Genomic DNA, 20,375 nt, shown 5'->3' on the forward strand with positions numbered 1-20,375 from the left:
GAGTCCTTTTTTGTGGGCGTAATTTACATGGTTCACTTTGTTGGCGATCACAAAGGCTGGTCATCTAATGCCGTTAACTATAATCCATTGGGCTTTGCACCCCAGTTTGGTGCAAACCTGCTACATGGGTATATATTTGGGTCGTTTTGACATCATTATGGCCCAATAACTCCTGTATTGTTCTGATGTCGTGCCCACGTTTAAGTAAGTTGGTCGCAAAAGAATGCCGGAAAGTATGAGCGGTAATCCGTTTAGTGATGTTGGTTTCATGTACTGCTTTACGTAATGCTTTTCTAAAGGTTGTAGGGTCAATATGGTGCCTGCATATATAGCCATTAATAGGATGTGAGACACAGTGAATGGAGGGAAAAAGATATTGCCAATGCAATTGCTTGGCACTTGCACCAAATTTTTTAAGTAAGCTTGAGGGTAAAGAAGCCATTCCTAGTCCCTGAGATAAGTCATGATCATGAGTCTCACGCACATTCAGCATCTGCTCATGTATAGGGTCAATGGTCATTTTGGGTAAAATACACACTCTATCTTTTTTGCCTTTACCTCTAAAAATAAACAGGGTGCGATTTTCAAAATCGATATCTTTAACTCTGACGCTTAAGGCTTCACTTAACCTTAAACCCGCACCATATAATAAACTGCCTATTAGCTGATATTTTCCTTGTAAATGGTTGATGACTTGTTTGGCTTCTGCATCATTTAATATCTGAGGAATGCGTGTTGGTGCTTTAGCATAAGGAAACTGCAAATTGTCTGTATTGATGGCTAACACATGTTTAAAGGCAAAAACCAGCGCGCAAAGCGCCTGCTGTTGCGTACTGCTAGACACTCGCCGTTCGTTTGCTAGAAAACATAAAAACTGTTCAATATGCGTAGGTAAAATATGCTTTGCAGCAGTAAACTTAAAATATCTTATAAAATAACGGTTCCAATAAAGGTATGACTTTTCAGTTTGGTAGCTGTAATGCCTTACCCTAATTTGTTGTCTAATAGCTTCTAAATATCCAGTTCCTGCCATCATTTCCCCCTTTATGTTACCTGCACTGTATTTATATACAGTTATAATGGGTTTTGACGGAATAACAATAATAAGTGAACAAAAAGCAGTCTAAAGGACTATGTCGAGAAAAATAGGGCTGCTCTAATATATTGATCTTGCTTGGTTTATTTTTTTACATTTGGCGCAGACACTTTTAACGCGCAATTTTAGTTTTATATTTGAGTGTAAGAGTCATTAAATTGCTTTACTTCAAAGACATAGGAAATGTAGGATGATATTAATCAATAACTTAAACGGGCGGCTTTATCGGTCGAGCCGTTCAATAAGCTGTTAAATGGCTTGCGTAGAGGTTTTTAAAGTTTGGCTTTTCTAGGTCTGAATTGTGCAAAGTCATTTGCGAGGTTAGTTTTCTGGTTTCGTTTAAATGTGTTTAAATCTGTTATTTTGAATTAATAACCTGCGTTGTAATTCGTTACTCGCACATTTAATTTTCAGCAAGTGCAGGCAGTGGGTTTGGTTATCAAATCCTCGTCGCAAAATAGCATTAGAAACGAGGTTTAGCTTCGTTCGTCAACTGGCTTCGTTTAAAATGAAGTTTAAATTAATAAGTGGCACGTTTACCTGTATTGCATTTTCCATATTGGTTGTGCACTAGGTCTGCCATTTAACAAGTTGCTTAAACGGAATAAAAACAGTTGGCCATCGCTTCGCGATTATAGCCAACCATTTTTATCCGCTTAGCAAGGCGTTAGGCATTTCTCTGAACTGGAGTATGGAGTACAAATGGATATTGACGAAATTATCATGCTTCCTAAAGTTATAACCTCAGCGGAAGACTTGGTTAATGAGTTTAAGGAACTCTTAGGCTCATATGAAGCCAAGCAAGATAAAGGTGTTGTCTACTTCTTTAGGTCTCAAGAACCTATACCGCGTGTAAAAGGCCAATCGGATATATTATATATTGGTAAAACTGATCAAACCTTAAATCGACGTTACTTTAAATATGCGGCAAAGTTAGCTTCCAATCGAAGTGGAAACTTTTATAAATACATTATTAATAACTTTGGTGGTATTTCTCTTGGCTATATAAAAACAGATAACCCTAAAGTTACAGAGGCTCACTACTTTAAAGAATACTACGATAATTTTTTAGAGTATCCACCTAAATCTAAAGTAGGCTAAATGAGTATCAAGGCATACGAGCAGGACAAATAACAGTTGGCTATTTTCTCCTTCGTCGCTTATTTTAGCCAACCATTATTTACCTCTTAATGGGGCGCTAGGCTTACAGGATGTATTGCATGAATATGATTTCAATTTTATTCTTAGTTTTTCTTATGGTTCTTAGTCAATCATCAATGGCTAACGTAGACGAAACTGGTGGTTATAGAATTCTAATAACAAGTTCACTAGATGAAAATGGAATGCCAATCGATGAAATCGATTCTATTCAATTAGATCACAAATTATTTTACATTTTTTCGGAATGGAACTTACCCGCAGGTGACTATAGATATAGCTGCATTATATACGATGGTGATAGGCGAGTAGTTAATTCTCAATACAACACTTTTAAGTCAGATGGAAGTAACTTTAATTTTTGGTGCTCACACGACTTAGATAAAAGTACTGATAAACCAGGAGACTGGTACGCAGAAATGGGAATTGAAGATTTTGGTTCAGCAAATATATATTTCACGGTTACCGAAGATAATATCAGAAAATCATTGATAGGAAAGTGGGATTGGAGCAACCAAGAAGATAGTTGCAATACAGACCATGTTATCAATATCTCTTTCAATGACACAGGTACTAAAATGTATCACTCCTCTCAATCTGGAATGAGATTAACAACTAGCGATGAATCGTACGAAGAAATTGTTTATTCTATTTTATCTGAAGGTGACAAGTATTTGCGTACAATAGTGATCAATGAAACCCAAAAAACAGATAATGGAGAAATGTTTCTTTGGGATTTAGTCTTGAAAGATGATAATTCATTTTGTTGGAAACAATCTGAATGGCCAGAAGGGCACTGTACAGAAAAATTAATAAAGTGTGCCAAGTAAGCCTAAGCCTAACAAGGGCTTCAAACGGAAAAATACAGGTTGTTGTTCTCACACCGTTCAACACTTTAACCAGCTGTATTTTTCCGCTTCAGCAAGCGATGAATTAAGCCGCTGGCCGGAGCCAAATGCTGACTCAATCGAGTGTATTTACCTCATTGAATCAGTTAGACTTAAAAAAGATGTGATGGAATACCATAATGACAAGGGAATTTCAATGAAACACGTACAAACCCGGCCGTAGTAACAGTTCAAAACTGCTCTGCAGCCCATAACCAGCATCAAAAAAGCAAATTCCTAGAGCATAAAGTGTACCCATTAACCTGGACTCGGCATCGGCTAAGTCCAACAAGCGGTTTGTGCCATGCAAACAGCGCAATGCACAAATACTAAAACGTTAGCATATAGGAAAACTCGAGTGTATTTTAAATTTAGAAAGGAAGTTTTAGTGAAGAAAATTCAGTTTGTGGTCTTAATAATGTCAGTGTTTATTTTGAGTGCTTGTTCAAATCTTAAAATAAATGAAAAATTTCCAACAGGTACTTGGAGCAAAATTTTAATAATACCAATTATAGGGGAAAGTGAATATGTAGATTCATTTGAGTCTAAATTTGTATATGAGCTCGGTTCTGATAGCAACTTTAAAATTGTTGATCCTGAATTAGTTAAAAATATGTACAAGGAAATGTTTCCAAATAATGACTCTAGTTATATAACATTATCCGAAGCTTTAAAATTAGCTGAAAAAAATAATGCCTCAGCTATTATCTATGGAAATGTTAAATATAGTCAAAGCGAGTTCGCCGTAAATTTGTATTCAACTATCAAAGTGGTTGATGTAAAAACTAAACAAACCGTAGCAATTTCTAGGCAAGAAGATGATTCAATGTTTTTCTTAAACGAAAGAAATTTATTTTCTGCCATTGCAGAAGAGGCGGCAGCAGATATAAAAGAAGCGCTTAATAATTTTTCCGGTATATAACTAAGCTAATAAGCCCTTTTAAACGGAAAAAATAGAGTTGGCTGTTTTCACTTAGTTCAATATTTTAGCCAACTACATTTTCGGCTTAAGCGGGCGCTAGGCTTTTTATGCGTGTATCAACAATGAATCTAAGGTTTCAGCCATTTATCGCATTTGTCATGCTGACATTGTTCGTCACTGGATGCAAAGATCACAAATCAAGCTCAGCACCGGTTGCCTCAGTGAGTTCTCCCAATGCGAGTTCTGCTCATGCTGCGGATAAGTGGCTTGGCAAGTGGGCCGGACCGGAGGGCACATTTCTTCTGCTCGCTGGTGGACGCGGAAAATACGAGGTTACAATTCAAAACCTAGACGGTCCGCAAACCTTCAAAGGCCTTGCTGTGGGAGATCAAATCAGGTTTGAACGCAATGGCGTGAAAGAGCATCTGCGAGCAACAAGCGGTGTTGAAACAGGAATGAAGTGGCTTAGCGAGAAAGCAAACTGCCTGTCAGTTCGTGTCGGCGAAGGTTACTGCCGCGACTAGCGAAGGCTTCAATGCTATTAAGTATGAGCACACTCAATATTCAACGATAAATAACATGTCCATATATGGCATTATTCTCTAACTTATACGCTTCTAACTGGCAGCAACTACGATCAGCAACAGTGTGTCTCCTCACTATCGTATATAGTGTTATATTGACGTTACTACAATAATTTACGTATTGTAAAATATATACTTAAAGATGTAATGACAGGGAGTTTTACATGACGATAGGTAAGTTTTCACTAAGGGGCTTGGGTCACAAGGTTATTCGCAATTGTAATAGTGTTTACCTAAGCTGTTTTGCAGCCTTTTTTTTCCTGATGATTATAGTGCTGTTCTTGCTCCGTTTTACCTATGCTGCCAATGCAAGTGAAGGGTTAGTTGCAGACACGTCAGTTGTATCTGATGCTGCTGTTTTGCAAGTACACATACCAATGGGCAAGGAGTTCGCTGAAAGTCATGTGTCATATTTTCCAAAGTTGTTGGCATTGGCGTTAGACAAAACAAGCATTACAGATGGGCCTTACAAGATATCCTATCTAAATGAGCAATATACCACTCATCGGCTTATTGCTGAACTATCGAAAGATAAGCATTTACTCAGTGTCATGTGGACAGCGAACAGCGCTGAACGTCAACAGCAGTTACGTCCAGTTAAAATATCAATTCTGAAAGGACTTAATAGCTATCGTATCTTTCTTATTAGAAAAGATGACCAGGTAAAATTTAATCTTGTTAATAGCTTACAGGATTTGCGAGGCTTTATTGCTGGGCAAGGTGCGCAGTGGCCTGATGCGAATGTATTGGCGACTAATGACATGCCACTTGTCACTGTGACCCAATCCGATTCTTTGTTCCCGATGCTAGCCAGTAAACGCTTTGATTATTTTCCGCGAGGATTGTATGAAATATGGGCGGAGCAACCTGCCCATGCAAATAAAGGTTTGGTTATAGAGGAGTCATTGATCCTTAACTATCCATCGCCGATTTATTTTTTTGTAAATAAAAACGACAAAGCCTTAGCTGATCGTATTGAGCGCGGCTTAACTATTGCCATCAGTGATGGTAGTTTTGATGAACTTTTCTTTAGTGTTGAAGGGTTTAGAAAAGGATGGGCTGAACTGCATAACAATAATCGTAAGCTTTTGAAATTAAAAACTGATTTTCAAGATCAAGATTAGTGAGTGTATTCCAACTACTAATATGGTCTAAGATGCCTTTGAAACAATCATTTCTTAATCAGACAAAACTATTTCCCACTTGATCGATATTAAGCTTTTCTGCGACTTCAAAATTATGGGTGGCATTATTGAAGTCGAAAGTCTATTGAAGTCCGCAATTGAAGTTCCCTAGTAAATTATCGACGTTTTCAGTGTGTATTTTGGTCTTTGGCATATTTCATAGCCTAATCTTACAGCGGATAATACCACGCGATTCATAATGTTATTAGCTTAAAAACTCTTATGCTGATCAACCATTAACAAACAATATTTTATTACAGCGACTCTGGAATCGTAAAAAAGAAATACGCACCGTTACTCTGTTTATTCTCAATACTGATATTTCCGCCTAGTTTTCCTGTGACAAGGTTATAAACAATATTCATTCCTAAGCCACTTCCGCCCTGGTTGCGTTTGGTGGTGAAAAATGGATCGAAAACCTTTGGTCTGTCATGCAGTGGAATACCAATTCCATTGTCTTTATAGTGAAATTGAATTAAACCTTTATTTTGGAATATTTCGATTTCAATTTTTCCATTGTCAATATCAACTAATCCGTGGGTCATTGAGTTACTGATGAGGTTAGTGATAATTTGCCCAATGGCACCAGGATAGGTTTCGATTGTCAGTGCTTTATCACACATAATATTCCATGTGTGTGATGTATTTTCAAAATAGGGCTGCAGACTTAAAAGAAGTTCAGTGAGATATTTTTTTACATTTATAAAGCGTTTTTCATCATTTGATTGATCTACCGCTAACTGTTTAAAGCGTCCTATTTGATTGGCTGCACGGTTAAGGTTGGACTCGATAATTGCAGAAGATTTAGAGGCCGTCTCTAAAAATTTCTCTAAATCATTACGAGTCAATTTATCTTGATGATAAAGCGTTTGGTAGCAGCTAACTTGTTGAGTCAAATGAGATGAGGCCGTTAAACAAACTCCGACAGGATTATTGATTTCGTGTGCTACGCCGGCAACCATTCCTCCCAAGGATGCTAAACGCTCAGAGCGAATAATTTGATCTTGAGCGCTCTTTAATTCGGCTAAAAAACGATTTAGTTCTTGGTTTTTATGTTGTAGTTCCGCTGTTCTTTCATTTATAGATTGCTCTAGGTTTTTATTGAGTAAAAGAATTTGTTGTTCAGTATAACGACGTTCTTTTATTTCATGTTTTAGTTGCTCAATTTTTAGATTAAGGGTTGCAAAAATCGCCGTGGATTGTTCTTTATTGTTACATTGCAACATGATCAAGGGCTGATGATTATTAGCACTGGATCTTATCGCACTCCCATTACATCGGTATGTCGAACTAGACTCATTTTGTTCATGAAATATCAAGCTTGAGGGGAGAGGGTTTGAGTGCGAGACCACATTTTTAACAGCCGCTCTATTTTATCAGGGCTTTCATTTAAGAGTTCACTGATGTGAACCATAGAGCTTGTTTGTTTTAGTAACGGAAATATATATTTAGCGCGGCTGTTAAAGGACACGATAATGCCTTTATTAGTGAGTAATAAATGAGGCGATTGAAGTGCATTAGTGATTCTATCGAAGTTCTCTGGTAGCATTTTGATTAACTTCCCTCGTAGTACTCTCTACCTTCGGCTTCCTCTGCCTCGTCAGTTGCTTGGAAATACACAGTGACATGGCAACATTTATCGCCTCGAGCAATTGTTTTATCTAGAGTGACTTTGGCATAGCCGTTATTTTCGGCCGCTATGGTGCCAAAAACGTTAGATGTCATCATACATAATGAAGGGCGGCCATGAACTTTATCACCAAATGGACAAGTGTTATTACCAAGAATAACCTTATTTTCATCCACGCTAATAATATGAAAATTGCCTTTTATACGAGTTTTGAGGTCTTGTAATACCCCACAAATTTGGTCTCTACTTAGTTTGGATACCTGTAATTCTTTTTTATAGCTATCATTGATTTCAGTACCAATCTCTTGCCCGACGATACTGATAAATCCCGATGCTTCATCAAGGCCGATAAGGTCCTCTAATTGCCCTGAGATCCCTCGAATAACCGAGCGAAAAAAAGTATCACGTTCAAGCGGGATACTGAGATGATCTAATTGGATATTGTTTACCTTTATCTCATTCATGATTATTTTCCATCGTCCTTGAAAGTGATTACCTGTTGCAATGTCTTAAATAGTTTTTCCAATTTTTGTATTGGTCTACTTTAATTTCAAATGCTTGATCGGCTGGAAGAGGAGGGCTACAGAGATACCCTTGAATTGAATCACAGCCTAATTCATCCAGAAAACTCAATTGCTCAGTCGTTTCGACACCTTCGGCAATCACATTCAGCCCAATTGAGTGAGCTAAAGTTATAATTGCAGAGGCGATGGCTCTATCATCTTTATTGGTTGTCACATCTGTAATGAATGATCTATCAATTTTCAACAGATCAAAGGGCATTCTTCTTAGATAATTCATCGAAGAATATCCTGTTCCAAAATCATCTATCGATAGTGAGACGCCCAAATTATGCAGCTCATGTAATTTTTCGGCGGTTTCAGCAATGTTATCGATTAATATGCCTTCGGTGACTTCAAGCTCAAGATATTTCGCCTCTAATCCTGTTTTGATAAGTATTTCATGGACCATTTCAACAAAGTTTTTCTCTTTGAATTGATGAATTGAAATATTAACAGCGACTTTTTTTGCCACTTGCCCTGCAGTTTGATTGGCTTTTTCCTGCTGACAAGCGGTCTGCAACACCCAATGCCCAACCGGTATAATCATGCCAGTTTCTTCTAATAGAGGAATAAAACTGTCGGGAGAAATTAAGCCATGTTCAGGATGTTGCCAGCGAAGCAATGCTTCATATGCCTCAATTTTGCAGGAGGTTAAACTTAGCTGAGGTTGATAATATAATTTGAATTCGTCACGCTCTAATGCACGGCGTAATCCAGATTCAAGCGTTAGGCGGTTTAATGTAACTTGTTCAATTTCAGAGGTATAAAACCGAAATGAATTCCTACTACTTCCTTTAGCAAGATACATAGCAGCATCTGCATTTTTAAGGAGTAATTGTGCAGTAATTCCGTGATCAGGGTAAAGACTGATACCAATGCTGGCTGTAATAAATAATTCAAAACCTCCATATAAGTAGACTTCAGAAAGTGAGCTCAGTATCTTTTGCGCTATCGCAGCAATATCGTCTACCGCTGCGATGTCATTCAGCATAATGGCAAACTCATCGCCACCAAAACGGGCAACAGTATCATCATCACGCATACAGTCTGATAACCTTTGCGCCATTTCATTGAGCAATAAATCACCAACGTGGTGACCAAGTGAGTCATTAATGATTTTGAATCTATCTAAGTCTAAAAATAATACCGCCAGGATACGGTTTCTCCAATGTGCTGTTTTAATTGCTTGCTCGAGACGATCGAGGAACAAAACACGATTTGGTAAACCTGTTAGTGAGTCATGATGGGCGAGGTGATAGAGATTCTCTTGTGCCTCAATACGGTCCGTAATGTCTTTACCGCTAGATATATAGCTAGTAATTTCACCTAGGCTATTGAGCTGTGGGGTTATTGTTTTCTCTTCATAGTAAAGGCGTCCGCTTTTATGCCTATTAATAATAATCTCATTAAAAATTGAGCCCCTTTGAATTGTTTTCCAAAGTCGATGATAAAACCGATAACTTTGTTTATCTGATTTTAATATTCTAGGAGTACGGTTTATGAGTTCTTCTTTTGCGTATCCAGTCATCTGACACATAGCCGGATTTACATATTCAATAATACCTTCCTTGTTTGTTATCATAATGCCATCGGCTATTTGCTCAATAGCCGTTGCCAGTTTACGCATTTCAAGTTCAGCATTACGCCGCTCTGTAATATCTTGTAAGGTGCCAACTATGTTAATTACCTGGCCATCTGGACTAATTGACACATCACCTTGATGCCTTATAAAAAGTACGGTTCCATTATCAAGCACTAAGTGATGCTCTATATCATAGGGTTTTTGTTCTCGGATTGTTTGCTTGAGAATATCCAAAACATAATTTTGATCTTCAATTGCTAATTTAGCGATAAAATCTTCTTGTAAAATAAATCTCTTGCCTTCGGGAAGTTGGAGTATGCGATATATTTGTTCCGAGCAAGAAACGCTATCATTTGTAATTGACCATTCAAAATGGCCTATTTTAGCAATTCTTTGGGCCTCAGCGAGTCGATCTTCGCTGCACTGAAGCGCTGCAAGACTTTGGTTTTTGATCACCATTTGTTGTTGTAGTTGATCGTTTACTTCAATTAAGTCCTGAGTTCTTGCTTTTACCAATGATTCTAAATTGTCGTTGTTTGTCGATAGTTGGTTAATGGTGCAAATATCATCATAGGATCTCAGTGAAGTGATCATCGCTGTTTCTAGGTATTGCGAAGTAAGTTTGCTTTTTTCTAGGTAATCATTGATATCATATAAGCGTACAATTTTATGCTCAGGGGCTTGACCTGGCTGACCTGTACGTAAAATAATCCTAACCGTTCTATTTTGCAGCTCTTCACGAATATACCTTACGGTCTCAAGCCCTGCGGTATCACTTTCCATCACCACATCTAGCAATAAAACGGCAGCATCGGGATGCAATGCCATCATTTCACGTGCTTCTTTACCCGAATAACCATGTATAAAGTGAATCTTACGTTCTTTAAACGTAAAATCATTAAGCACTAGCTGTGAAACGTCATGAATGTCCTGATCATCATCAATAATTACCACTTTCCATGTTGATTTTTTAGCGGGTATTTTTGAGTCATGGCTGTCAGTTCGTTTTGTTCTTGGAGTGTTAGCGAATAATAATTCTTCACCACGCTCAATACTGGGACTGCCTTGTATGTTCATAGACTTCCTTTACTCTATAAATATTCATGGTTAGTTTTAGAATCTTTAATATTTATAGCTTAGTAAATTATTTTTGTACATTATGATGGCAATAAAATAAAAATCATCGTGGCCTCGATTGTTGATTAAGTATTAAACAGACAGCTAGGCTTTGTTTGCTCTTTCAAAACGATAATTGAGATGACATCACCCCAAAAATAACGGTTAGCTTATTAGATGCTAGAGCTGATTTTCACTGTTTTTTGGGAGTGGGCGTGAAGGCTTTTTTGTGCTGGAAAATATTGCTATCTATTCAGGGTTAATCGCTACAGTTTGGATTGTCATTGGGATTTATATCGCGAGCAAATTCTATGCAGGTTACAGTCACTCTAAACAATTTTGCAGTGAGTTAGGCGCAACAGGAAGCCCCACTGAAAAATTATCTGCGTTAATTAATAATTACCCTTTAGGCTTTTCATTCTGCTTTTTTGGCAGCTATTTAACCCAACTTTCAATCGTGTTGAGCTAGTTGAACCTGTTGCATTACAAGCTAGCACTGGTTACAGATTACTAGCTTGCTCAACCTAAGCGCTTCATTATCTAAGCTTACCATCAAGGCATGTCTGTCGTTATTATTGTCTAATGGCTTGTATGAAGCGTTTGTTGTCTGCGCCAGCTAAGCTCCATTACGGGGATGGTAAAACCATAACAGCATACAACAATAAAAGGCTGAATTTGAAAGCTTAGCTCAGGCCAAAGTAAAAAGGCGGTTACACAGGCTGCTGTGCGTACAACAGCATGTACTATAGCCACTTTTTGTGCGGCTAAAACACCATGGACTAGCCACATCAGTCCTGTTTGTACTGCTAGGGCAAAAGGTAATGCGAGATAGTTCTCCATAAAAAATGGGATGCTAATAGCAAAGGTAAGTAAGCTCATGCCCATCGCGGCTAAAAATACACTTTCAAACCAGTTACGTTGATGCTTTTTCTTAAATTGTATGTTCTCACCGGTTAAACGAGATACGCCCATTGCTAGGTAAACAATTGATCCCGTGCCGATAAATACTGCCATTATCATTTCTGATGCGGGTAATACAAAGCTTAATGCCAATAATAAACTCCAAACAATCATGCCAGATAAGGGCATTGCTAACGCGCGTAGTTGACGGTATTCAATTAACTGTTGGTCTAATGATTTGTATTGCATGATGTAGCCTCCTTGTTGGTATAGACACATTATCTGGGTAACGGCATGTTTGCGTTAGTGTGAAGTGTCAACAATAGAGGATGACAAATGTCATGTCCTATAGGGTTGTTTTAATAGATTTTAAAACTGATGGTTATAGTCCAATCGATTTAAATGAACCTAATAAATTGGCTGTTTAAGGCATTTTTTATTACTTTTATTCAATTAAATGGTCGATAAACTAGGGGGCTATTCACTGGCAGAATTATCTTCAGTTTTGCTGTATTCGAAGTGGTTATACAAATTTGGGCTGAACAATCAATTCATACCAACAAAGAATCAATCGTAGAGGTTTATTTACTCCTTAATTATCTATTCCTATCAGTGATGGTCGCTTTGATACACTTTTTTAGTGCTGAAGGTTTAGGGAAGGAGCTGGAGTAACATAATAATCGTAAGCTTCTAAAATTAAAGGCTAAATGACAACATCAATATTAGGATTAATAACATGACTATTGATGCTTTTTACAACGGAAACGAAGATGAACTCTACCAAGCTATAGTTTAGCGTTTGAATCCCGCATCGTCCTACTCAAGCAAACTATAAATTAACAATCAATGACTTAATTAAGGCTACTTACTTAACTCAATAAGACTTCGATAGGGTATATTACGGATATTGAATCAGTTATAATTAATATATTCAATGGAACTGATACATAATTGAACCTATGTATAATGGACTAGAACAATGAAAAAGGAATTTCAGTGAAAAACTTATCTGCTATGCAATATCAATTCATCCCAAGCTACTCAGTCACTCAGAGTCAGCATCAAACTGTAAATGACTCGTTATATAAGCATAAAGCTTGCTAATAATTTGGACTCGTCATCGGCTAGAAAGACCTAGAGCTGATTTCATATTGTGATATTTGCTCATATTTTAATGGCCTAATCAAGGTGTTTAACTATGAAGCATATTACGGTTTAGTTTCAAATTATTCCCAAGGCATCATAGAATATTTTGTCTATTTACCACAGGGTAGTGACAATAACCAATTCAATAATATAAGGAAATTTAAATGAATCTTGCTCGTAAAATTACTGCAATCGCTGTAGCGGGTGCACTTTCTGCTTGTGCAGCGACACAAGTTGACAATACACCAAAGCACCCGACAGCAGTGGTTACTGCAGAATTTACTATTAATGGTTTATATCTGCCGGATCATAAAGGTACGCAAACCGTGTATACACGTGAAAATATGCGTGCGATCGATCAAAAAGCGGAATTTGATAGTTTTTATATGGGTTGGGCTGACTACGATGAGACTTTTATTTTCAGGATTTCTGAAAACCTACTATGGCATGTTGACCATGATAAGAAAACCTATCGTGAATGTCCTCTCAGTGGTTGTAAAAATGTGTTTGAAGAATTTATGGCTAAAACCCAAAGCGCTTCAGATGAGGAAGAAGAATATGAAACTTATGACGAAAAAGGCTGTAGTGTCACGTTAGATAAAAATGACTTCACAGTCGTTGCGACTAATAACACACGTAAAATAGGTGGCTTAGCCTCGCAGGAATATACCGCGACTTGGACAACCGAATTTAAAGATGAAAACGGTAAAATAGACCTTAATTTACTGCAATTTGTATTTTGGACCACCACCCCAACGGCAGACATGAAAGGCGTTTGGAAAATTCATGAAAAAGCCACTGACAACTATCTTAATCAGGTAGGCGACAAAAATGGTTTAGTCCGTTTATTGGGTAAAGATGGCTATAAAGCCATTAGTGCTTTTAGTGGTGACGTAGAGAAAAATGATAAACAAAATTTTAATAGCATTACTGAAAAGCTAGCCACTATTCAAGGTTACCCATTATCGATAAAAATGGAATGGTTTCAAAAAAGTGAAGCTTGCCCTACTGTGAAGAAAAAGCGATCTGACGCTGGGCTCGATTTATCTCAAGGCCTTGAAAGTGCAGCGACAAATTTTTTTGGTAATCTGATTAAAGATGAAGCAGATAACGTTGTTGACAGTGTTGTTTCAGAGTGGAAAAAAGATGCAAGGGTACGTTATATATATGAAGTCACTTCAGTGTCTGAAAAACAAATAAATGATAGTCGATTTAATGTGCCCAATGGCTATACACTTGAAGATAGGCAATAAAAATACTTAGATAAGGCCTCTTCATAAACGACTAAAGCAAGTGTGCTTAACGTTAATAAAACCCGATTAACATTGCGTGTTAATCGGGTTTTATTGATTTAGGGCCGAGTGATATCGGATAAAATCTAAGAGTTCATTTTACGTATGTCCACTCACATTACTGTCAACAACGACTTTAACAGTTTGGCCCCTTAGTCTTATCAGTGTCTTTTGTTATTATGATAACCATTCTAATAACTCGAATGCTTTAAGGCATTTTTTGCTATTTTTATTCAACTTAATAGTCGATAAGCTAGACGTAATTCACTGGCAAAACTGTTTTGCTAGTCTGGTATTTCGAGGTGATTATGCAAATTATCTATAAAACTCAAGCCCGCCCAGCAATGGATGGTGACGGGGTGAACATTAAACGTGTCGCTGATTTTGGTAAACAAAGCTATGACCCCTATTTAATGTTGGACGAATTGAAGTCGGATGATAAGCAAGATTTTATTGGCGGTTTTCCACCGCACCCTCATCGTGGCATTGAAACCTTTACCTATATTATGAAAGGCGGTTTTGAGCACCGTGATCATATGGGCAATGTGAAAGCTATTCGTGCTGGTGATGTACAGTGGATGAGCACAGGTAGTGGCGTTATTCATTCTGAAATGCCGTTAGCAGATGCCAATGAAGGGCTACACGGTTTTCAAATTTGGCTCAATATGCCAGCTAAAGACAAAATGCGTCCGGCTATATATCGCGATACAACGGTTAATCCTAACCCAAGCTTGCTCAACAATAAGGGCGCCAAGCTGATTGCGTTAGCCGGCACTTGGCAGTTTGCTGATACACCAGACAGTATCACTAATACCCATATTGAAGGGCTTGCAGGCAGTGGGGCGATCGCTGATTTGATTATTGAGCCAAACAGCTCTGCTAATATTGCGTTAAACCAGCATGGCGCAGTCAATGTTTATATTTATCAAGGCCAGCTTAATGTGCTGGTTGACGGCGAAAATGTGGTGTTTGGCGAAGGCACTATGCTTAAACTTAATCCGCACATATTGGCACAGTTCAACGCAGGTGACTCAGGGCTAGGGGGTTTAATTCTGGCGGGTAACCCAATTAATGAGCAGATTGTGCATATGGGGCCGTTTGTAATGAATACGCAAGCTGAAATTAATCAAGCGGTTGAAGATTACCAGCAAGGGCGTTTTGGCCATTTAGCACATTAATCTTCTAGCGGGTTGCTGATTTATTAAACGGCTAAAATAATAGAGCTTAAACAATGATGCAGTAATTTTTAGGGTTTATTGCTATAATTAGCCCGTTCCGGCCAAAGCCATTTGCTTTGGCCTTATTATTTTTAGTTTGCTTTCAGCACAGGATATTCCTTTGAGTCAATCACCTTCGCAAGTTGCCAGTCAGGCATTTTCATCATTAAACTTAAAACCCGAGTTATTAGATAACCTTAGCACTATGGGCTATGAGTCTATGACACAAATCCAAGCAGAAAGTTTACCGCCTATTTTAGCGGGTGATGATGTGATTGGCCAAGGTAAAACCGGCTCAGGCAAAACTGCCGCCTTTGGTTTAGGCTTGTTAAACAAGTTAGATGTGAAGCGTTTTCGTATTCAAACTATGGTGCTTTGTCCTACGCGTGAGCTAGCAGACCAAGTCGCCAAAGAAATTCGTACTTTAGCCCGTGGCATTCATAACGTGAAAGTACTCACCTTATGTGGCGGCGTACCAATGGGGCCACAAATTGGTTCACTTGAACATGGCGCGCACATTATTGTCGGTACCCCAGGACGTATTATTGATCACCTAGATCGTAACCGTCTTGATTTAAGTGATGTCAACATGTTGGTGTTAGACGAAGCCGATCGTATGTTAGAAATGGGCTTTCAAGAGCACATTGATGCGATTATCGACCAAACTCCGCATGAGCGCCAAACTCTGCTGTTTAGTGCGACTTTTCCAGAGCAAATTCAATCTATTGCTGAGCGCATCATGTATAAGCCGGTGATGGTGAAAGTGGAATCAACCCACGATAACTTAACCATTGATCAGCGCTTTTACCGTATTGAAGACAACCAAGGCCGCTTAGAAGCGCTGCGTTTGTTATTACTTGATAAGCAACCAGAAAGCGCTGTGGTATTTTGTAATACTAAGCGTGAAACCCAAGATGTGGCTGATGCACTGCTTGAGTTTGGTTTCAGTGTTTTAGCATTACACGGCGATTTAGAACAACGCGATCGCGATCAAATGTTACTGCAATTTGCTAACAAAAGTGCCCGTATTTTAGTGGCAACTGACGTAGCAGCCCGTGGTTTAGACATTGATGCGTTAGATGCGGTATTTAACTACCATTTAGCTTACGACAGCGAAGTGCATATTCACCGCATTGGCCGTACAGGTCGTGCGGGTAGCCAAGGTGCAGCATATAGCTTCTTTGGTGAAAATGACGGCTATAAAATGGCGATGATTGAAGAAGCATTGAATAAAGATATTGTGCCTTCAACACTGCCACCATTAAGTGCGTTAACTAAAGCACCGCTTGCACCTCTTATGCAAACCATACAAATTGAGGGCGGCAAGAAACAAAAAATTCGTCCTGGTGATATTGTAGGTGCATTGACTGGCGAAAACGGCATTGATTTCAACGATATTGGTAAAATTAAAGTGACTGATATTCGTGCTTACGTTGCGGTATCTCGCACCGTGGCACAGGAAGCTATGTCTAAAATTACTAAGGGCAAGCTGAAAGGTAAAACCTACCGCGCTTGGTTTATGTAAAACAGACTTATCAACTAGCATTATTGGATAGTCGCTTATCGTGACTTAACCCTATAGCTAGTCGTTAGTTTCACCCTAAAAGGAGCATAATGCTCCTTTTTTTGTTTTCGTTTTTTAATAGCATCATCACGGTAAGCGGCAGTCTTATCTGATTATTATTTTGAGCTAGCGCCATGTTTGAGGTAAATTCACCGCAAGTAAAATGATCAATAACGTCAATAGACGGATACTGAACAGTCGATTTCAAAAGGTATGATTGCTATGACTCCTGCCATTGATTTAGTTAAAAAACACCGCTTACCTTTTACTGTGCATGAGTATCTGCATGACTCGAATGCGGTCTCTTATGGTTTAGAAGCGGCTGAAAAACTGCAAGTAAAAGCTGAACTGGTGTTTAAAACCTTAGTGGTCGAAACCGACAGCCATAAATTAGCGGTAGCGATATTGCCGGTCAGCCAACAGCTGAACTTTAAGAAAATGGCCAAAACGCTGAAGGTTAAAAAAGTACACATGGCAGACAGTGCTTTGGTGGAACGCACTACAGGTTATGTATTAGGTGGGGTGAGTCCTTTGGGGCAAAAAAAGCGTTTGGCCACTGTGATTGATCAAAGCGCAGAATTATTACCACAACTGTATTTTAGTGCCGGTAAAAGAGGGCTTGAATTACAGATGTCGCCAACGGATTTACAAGCGTTACTGTCCGCCAGCATTGCTGATATTACCAATGACTAAACTGTTTGTTCACCGTGATGATTCAAACGCCGCCGTTATTCAAACACGGCAGTTATTCAAATTGAGGCCTTAACGCTTCTGGCAGTGAAAACTGCACAGGTTTAGCTGTGACAGGGCAAACAAAAGCAAACTCACAACAGCATAATTTTAAATCTGGAGCATCGGCTGCAGCATTGCCATGTAATCTGTCGCCCACCACAGGGTGACCAATACTGGCCATGTGAATGCGAATTTGATGCTTACGACCCGATTCAATTTTAACCTGCACTTTAGATTGATCTAATTCAGGGTTGTACTGCAATAAACTGGCGTGCGATAGCGCGGGTTTGCCATCTACTTGGGTATTAATAGTTACCGTATTATCGGTAAAACATCCTTGCACTATCACCTGGTAAAATTTATCTAACTGACGAGTCTCAAACAGTTTAGCAACTGCTGCGGTGGCTTTTTTGGTGTGGCCGATAATAATCAACCCAGATGCTGCGCGGTCAAGGCGGTGGATAATATACGCGCTACGTGGCGGCTCGGTATTTAATTCAATAAAGCGGTTTATGGTAGTGTGATCGCTCCACTTAGAAGCCTGGCAACGTAACCCATAGGGTTTATACCACAGGCTGTATTCACCCTGGTCAAACATCAACTGCGCAGTAGCAGGCACTTCAGCGAGGATGTGGCTGTTGTAATATAAATGCAGTTTATCGCCCACTTTAAGGGCTTTTTTCGCCCGTCTAAGTCGAATAACCTGTTTGCCATGGGTGTGCCAAACAGCGCCTTTTTGCATGGCCTGTTTAATGACTTGCTTTGATAGACCAGAATGTTGCGACAATAACGTGCTTGCATCGACCTCACAGGAAGTAATGTCGAGATGGCATTCAATCAGATTATCTATTTGTGGTGTATCTGGCATAGTTTGCATCGGCTTTTACAGTTTGATAAACACTATTTTACGCGATTTGTTGCTGAAGAGGTGATCAATTTGGCGATAGGTGAATAATATTTCAGGCCACTTTAACCGTAAGTTTCTTTATTGGTAAGATAAAACAGCGTAGCATTAGCGGCATAAGTAAGCCTTTTTTGGAGCAACAATTGGACCATTTTGTTTGGAATTTAGACCCTGTTTTGGTGTCGTTTATGGGGTTGACTGTACATTGGTACGGCGCATTATTTGCTACCGCGATAGCGGCGGGTTTCCAGGTAATGAAAAAAATCTATCAGGCAGAAGGCTTGGACCTTGAGTCATTAGATAACTTTCTGGTTTACTGCGTTATCGGTATTATTGTCGGCGCAAGGCTAGCCCATTGTGTGTTTTATGATCCGAGCTACTATTTTGCTCATCCACTTAAAATACTCGCTATTTGGGAAGGCGGCCTAGCCAGTCATGGCGGCGGCTTAGGCGCCATTTTAGCGCTGTATTACTATAAACGAAAAATAGGCCTGCCATTTTTGTTTTTGTTAGACAGACTGGCGATTGCCACGGCAATTTTTGGCTTTTTTGTGCGTATGGCAAATTTTGCCAATTCAGAAATTCTAGGTGAGCCAACCACAAAACCCTGGGGTATTATCTTTGAACGTATCGATTTGCTACCGCGTCATCCGGCGCAATTGTATGAAGCCGTGGCGTATTTGTTGATCTTTATTTTGCTGGTGGGTTTATACCGCAAAACAAAATTAAAGCTGCAACATGGTGGCCTATTCGGGGTGTTTTTAGTGTTAGTGTTCAGCGCCCGTTTTGCGATTGAATCGGTTAAGGTTAGCCAAACCGCTTACAGCGAAACCCTGATGACAGCAGGCCAGTGGTTAAGTGTGCCGTTTTTAATTGTCGGTGTTGTATTACTTGGCCGCGCTATGATGGCAAAAAGTGAACCCGTGACAAAGAAGTGATTAGCTAGCGCTATCAATACTTTTAAGGCGATTTAATAAGCGAACAAAAAAAGTGGTCAAGGCGATATGCGCCTGACCACTTTTTTATGCTAATAACAATTATGTCGATAACAATTATGTCGATAACAATCTAGTTTCGCGTGCCTGTGAGCCGCTATGACTATTTTAAAATCACTTTAATTTAAAATCATTTCAATTTAAATATCACTTCAACGCGATCACTCACGGTGACTTGCCCTTGCTGATAACCCTGATTAGCGTCACTCGATTCTGCCGCCATACGGTACATTATCGGTTGCACTGGCTGTTGGTCAAAATAGCGAATTTGCCACACGCCATCGACCTTTTTATCAAACCCTTTGGCTAACGATGCGGCTTTTTGTTTGGCATCCGTAATCGCACTTTGACGTGCCCGTTCGACATATTCCGCCTGCTTACTTGAGCTAAGCTTAATGTTGTTAACCCGATTGATACCTTGATCTAAAGCGGTGTCGAGTAAGTCATTTAACTGGCTTAAATCTCGTACGGTAATCGTCATGCTTCTGCTGGCCTGGTAAGCCACCAGTTTAGCGGGTTCATTATTTTGATAATGATATTGCGGGCGGATATTTAAATTGGCGCTGTCGATATCATTTTTGGCAATGCCGGCTTTATCTAATCGGCTTAAAAACTGGCTAATGGCTTTATCTGACTCGGTTTTAGCTTCTTTTGCTGTGGGTGCATCAACCACTACTTCAATATCAATAGTGGCCATATCGGCCTCAATGCTAATTTCGCTGCTGCCGATGGTTTCTAAGTGGGGAAATGGTAAGTCTGCCGCAACAGCCGGTAAAGCACTGAACGCAAGTACTGATGACATGATTGATGCCAGTGCTGATGTGCGTACTGTAGGAAAGGTTAAGGCTGAAAATGAGTTAGAAAAAGTAAGCAGGTTCATGTATTGCTCCAAATAAAGGCGAT

Annotated in this window: 17 protein-coding genes and 1 pseudogene; 11 read left to right on the forward strand and 7 right to left on the reverse strand. The window is 39.2% G+C overall.

Annotation, left to right across the window (positions count from 1 at the left end; translation table 11 throughout):
- Positions 1-73: 73 nt before the first annotated feature.
- Positions 74-1,036 (reverse strand): integron integrase, encoded by a 963-nt coding sequence (locus tag ACRWQL_RS13845; RefSeq protein WP_434950575.1) that lies wholly within the window; start codon positions 1,034-1,036, stop codon positions 74-76.
- Positions 1,037-1,798: 762 nt separating this feature from the next.
- Here ACRWQL_RS13845 and ACRWQL_RS13850 point away from each other — a divergent pair.
- The 5 genes from ACRWQL_RS13850 (at position 1,799) to ACRWQL_RS13870 (ending at position 5,771) form a co-directional block, all read left to right on the forward strand.
- The gene (locus tag ACRWQL_RS13850; RefSeq protein WP_434950576.1) at positions 1,799-2,197 is read left to right on the forward strand and encodes a hypothetical protein; all 399 of its coding nucleotides are present in this window, start codon (positions 1,799-1,801) and stop codon (positions 2,195-2,197) included.
- A 119-nt stretch (positions 2,198-2,316) separates the two neighbouring features.
- Entirely contained in the window at positions 2,317-3,084 is a 768-nt protein-coding gene (locus ACRWQL_RS13855) for a hypothetical protein (protein ID WP_434950578.1), read from the forward strand.
- 445 nt (positions 3,085-3,529) lie between these two features.
- Entirely contained in the window at positions 3,530-4,063 is a 534-nt protein-coding gene (locus ACRWQL_RS13860) for a hypothetical protein (RefSeq protein ID WP_434950580.1), read from the forward strand.
- Positions 4,064-4,170: 107 nt separating this feature from the next.
- Complete coding sequence (locus ACRWQL_RS13865; RefSeq protein WP_434950582.1) at positions 4,171-4,587, forward strand: hypothetical protein; 417 nt, start codon at positions 4,171-4,173, stop codon at positions 4,585-4,587.
- A 224-nt stretch (positions 4,588-4,811) separates the two neighbouring features.
- Positions 4,812-5,771, forward strand: coding sequence for a hypothetical protein (locus tag ACRWQL_RS13870; RefSeq protein ID WP_434950584.1), 960 nt, complete (start codon positions 4,812-4,814; stop codon positions 5,769-5,771).
- Between the two features lie 314 nt (positions 5,772-6,085).
- Here ACRWQL_RS13870 and ACRWQL_RS13875 read toward each other — a convergent pair whose 3' ends face one another.
- The 3 genes from ACRWQL_RS13875 to ACRWQL_RS13885 form a co-directional block, all read right to left on the reverse strand.
- Positions 6,086-7,057, reverse strand: a complete 972-nt coding sequence (locus tag ACRWQL_RS13875; RefSeq protein WP_434950586.1) for a sensor histidine kinase — start codon at positions 7,055-7,057, stop codon at positions 6,086-6,088.
- A gap of 328 nt (positions 7,058-7,385) precedes the next feature.
- Positions 7,386-7,925, reverse strand: a complete 540-nt coding sequence (locus ACRWQL_RS13880) for a methanogen output domain 1-containing protein (RefSeq protein ID WP_434950588.1) — start codon at positions 7,923-7,925, stop codon at positions 7,386-7,388.
- Between the two features lie 28 nt (positions 7,926-7,953).
- Positions 7,954-10,560 carry a two-component system response regulator gene (locus ACRWQL_RS13885; RefSeq protein ID WP_434950590.1) on the reverse strand — a complete coding sequence of 869 codons (2,607 nt, stop codon included), beginning with the start codon at positions 10,558-10,560 and terminating at the stop codon, positions 7,954-7,956.
- Positions 10,561-10,951: 391 nt separating this feature from the next.
- On the opposite strand from ACRWQL_RS13885, the pseudogene ACRWQL_RS13890 reads away from it, so the two are divergent.
- Positions 10,952-11,182, forward strand: a pseudogene (locus ACRWQL_RS13890) (DUF998 domain-containing protein); the annotation flags it as partial.
- Between the two features lie 119 nt (positions 11,183-11,301).
- Here the strand turns inward: ACRWQL_RS13890 and ACRWQL_RS13895 are convergent.
- Positions 11,302-11,871, reverse strand: a complete 570-nt coding sequence (locus tag ACRWQL_RS13895; protein WP_434950592.1) for a DUF7010 family protein — start codon at positions 11,869-11,871, stop codon at positions 11,302-11,304.
- Positions 11,872-12,932: 1,061 nt separating this feature from the next.
- Between ACRWQL_RS13895 and ACRWQL_RS13900 the strand changes: the two genes are divergently transcribed.
- From ACRWQL_RS13900 to ybaK, 4 genes are all read left to right on the forward strand, one after another.
- Positions 12,933-14,021, forward strand: coding sequence for a hypothetical protein (locus tag ACRWQL_RS13900; protein WP_434950594.1), 1,089 nt, complete (start codon positions 12,933-12,935; stop codon positions 14,019-14,021).
- Between the two features lie 347 nt (positions 14,022-14,368).
- Positions 14,369-15,238 (forward strand): pirin family protein, encoded by an 870-nt coding sequence (locus ACRWQL_RS13905; protein WP_434950595.1) that lies wholly within the window; start codon positions 14,369-14,371, stop codon positions 15,236-15,238.
- A 160-nt stretch (positions 15,239-15,398) separates the two neighbouring features.
- On the forward strand, positions 15,399-16,802 hold the full coding sequence (gene dbpA, locus ACRWQL_RS13910) for an ATP-dependent RNA helicase DbpA (protein WP_434927054.1): 1,404 nt from the start codon (positions 15,399-15,401) through the stop codon (positions 16,800-16,802).
- A gap of 261 nt (positions 16,803-17,063) precedes the next feature.
- Entirely contained in the window at positions 17,064-17,534 is a 471-nt protein-coding gene (ybaK, locus tag ACRWQL_RS13915) for a Cys-tRNA(Pro) deacylase (RefSeq protein ID WP_434950596.1), read from the forward strand.
- 52 nt (positions 17,535-17,586) lie between these two features.
- Here ybaK and ACRWQL_RS13920 read toward each other — a convergent pair whose 3' ends face one another.
- A complete protein-coding gene (locus ACRWQL_RS13920; protein ID WP_434950598.1) occupies positions 17,587-18,441 on the reverse strand; it encodes a pseudouridine synthase family protein in 855 nt (284 codons plus the stop codon).
- 179 nt (positions 18,442-18,620) lie between these two features.
- Between ACRWQL_RS13920 and lgt the strand changes: the two genes are divergently transcribed.
- On the forward strand, positions 18,621-19,415 hold the full coding sequence (gene lgt / locus ACRWQL_RS13925) for a prolipoprotein diacylglyceryl transferase (protein WP_434950600.1): 795 nt from the start codon (positions 18,621-18,623) through the stop codon (positions 19,413-19,415).
- A gap of 187 nt (positions 19,416-19,602) precedes the next feature.
- On the opposite strand, the gene ACRWQL_RS13930 is transcribed toward lgt, so the two are convergent.
- The gene (locus tag ACRWQL_RS13930) at positions 19,603-20,352 is read right to left on the reverse strand and encodes an oxidative stress defense protein (RefSeq protein ID WP_434950602.1); all 750 of its coding nucleotides are present in this window, start codon (positions 20,350-20,352) and stop codon (positions 19,603-19,605) included.
- Between the last annotated feature and the right edge of the window lie 23 nt (positions 20,353-20,375).

Origin of the sequence: Shewanella sp. HL-SH4, from assembly GCF_051164845.1 — a bacterium.
In the GTDB taxonomy this organism is placed as follows: domain Bacteria; phylum Pseudomonadota; class Gammaproteobacteria; order Enterobacterales; family Shewanellaceae; genus Shewanella; species Shewanella glacialimarina.

Excerpts from the sequence above, each read along its gene's own strand:
- ACRWQL_RS13875 (WP_434950586.1), bottom strand. The coding sequence starts at position 7,057 with ATGTTGCAATGTAACAATAAAGAACAATCCACGGCGATTTTTGCAACC.
- ACRWQL_RS13845 (WP_434950575.1), bottom strand. The coding sequence starts at position 1,036 with ATGATGGCAGGAACTGGATATTTAGAAGCTATTAGACAACAAATTAGG.
- ACRWQL_RS13905 (WP_434950595.1), top strand. The coding sequence starts at position 14,369 with ATGCAAATTATCTATAAAACTCAAGCCCGCCCAGCAATGGATGGTGAC.
- ACRWQL_RS13930 (WP_434950602.1), bottom strand. The coding sequence starts at position 20,352 with ATGAACCTGCTTACTTTTTCTAACTCATTTTCAGCCTTAACCTTTCCT.
- ybaK (WP_434950596.1), top strand. The coding sequence starts at position 17,064 with ATGACTCCTGCCATTGATTTAGTTAAAAAACACCGCTTACCTTTTACT.
- ACRWQL_RS13865 (WP_434950582.1), top strand. The coding sequence starts at position 4,171 with ATGCGTGTATCAACAATGAATCTAAGGTTTCAGCCATTTATCGCATTT.
- ACRWQL_RS13870 (WP_434950584.1), top strand. The coding sequence starts at position 4,812 with ATGACGATAGGTAAGTTTTCACTAAGGGGCTTGGGTCACAAGGTTATT.
- ACRWQL_RS13895 (WP_434950592.1), bottom strand. The coding sequence starts at position 11,871 with ATGCAATACAAATCATTAGACCAACAGTTAATTGAATACCGTCAACTA.
- ACRWQL_RS13900 (WP_434950594.1), top strand. The coding sequence starts at position 12,933 with ATGAATCTTGCTCGTAAAATTACTGCAATCGCTGTAGCGGGTGCACTT.
- ACRWQL_RS13855 (WP_434950578.1), top strand. The coding sequence starts at position 2,317 with ATGAATATGATTTCAATTTTATTCTTAGTTTTTCTTATGGTTCTTAGT.
- ACRWQL_RS13850 (WP_434950576.1), top strand. The coding sequence starts at position 1,799 with ATGGATATTGACGAAATTATCATGCTTCCTAAAGTTATAACCTCAGCG.
- ACRWQL_RS13920 (WP_434950598.1), bottom strand. The coding sequence starts at position 18,441 with ATGCCAGATACACCACAAATAGATAATCTGATTGAATGCCATCTCGAC.
- ACRWQL_RS13880 (WP_434950588.1), bottom strand. The coding sequence starts at position 7,925 with ATGAATGAGATAAAGGTAAACAATATCCAATTAGATCATCTCAGTATC.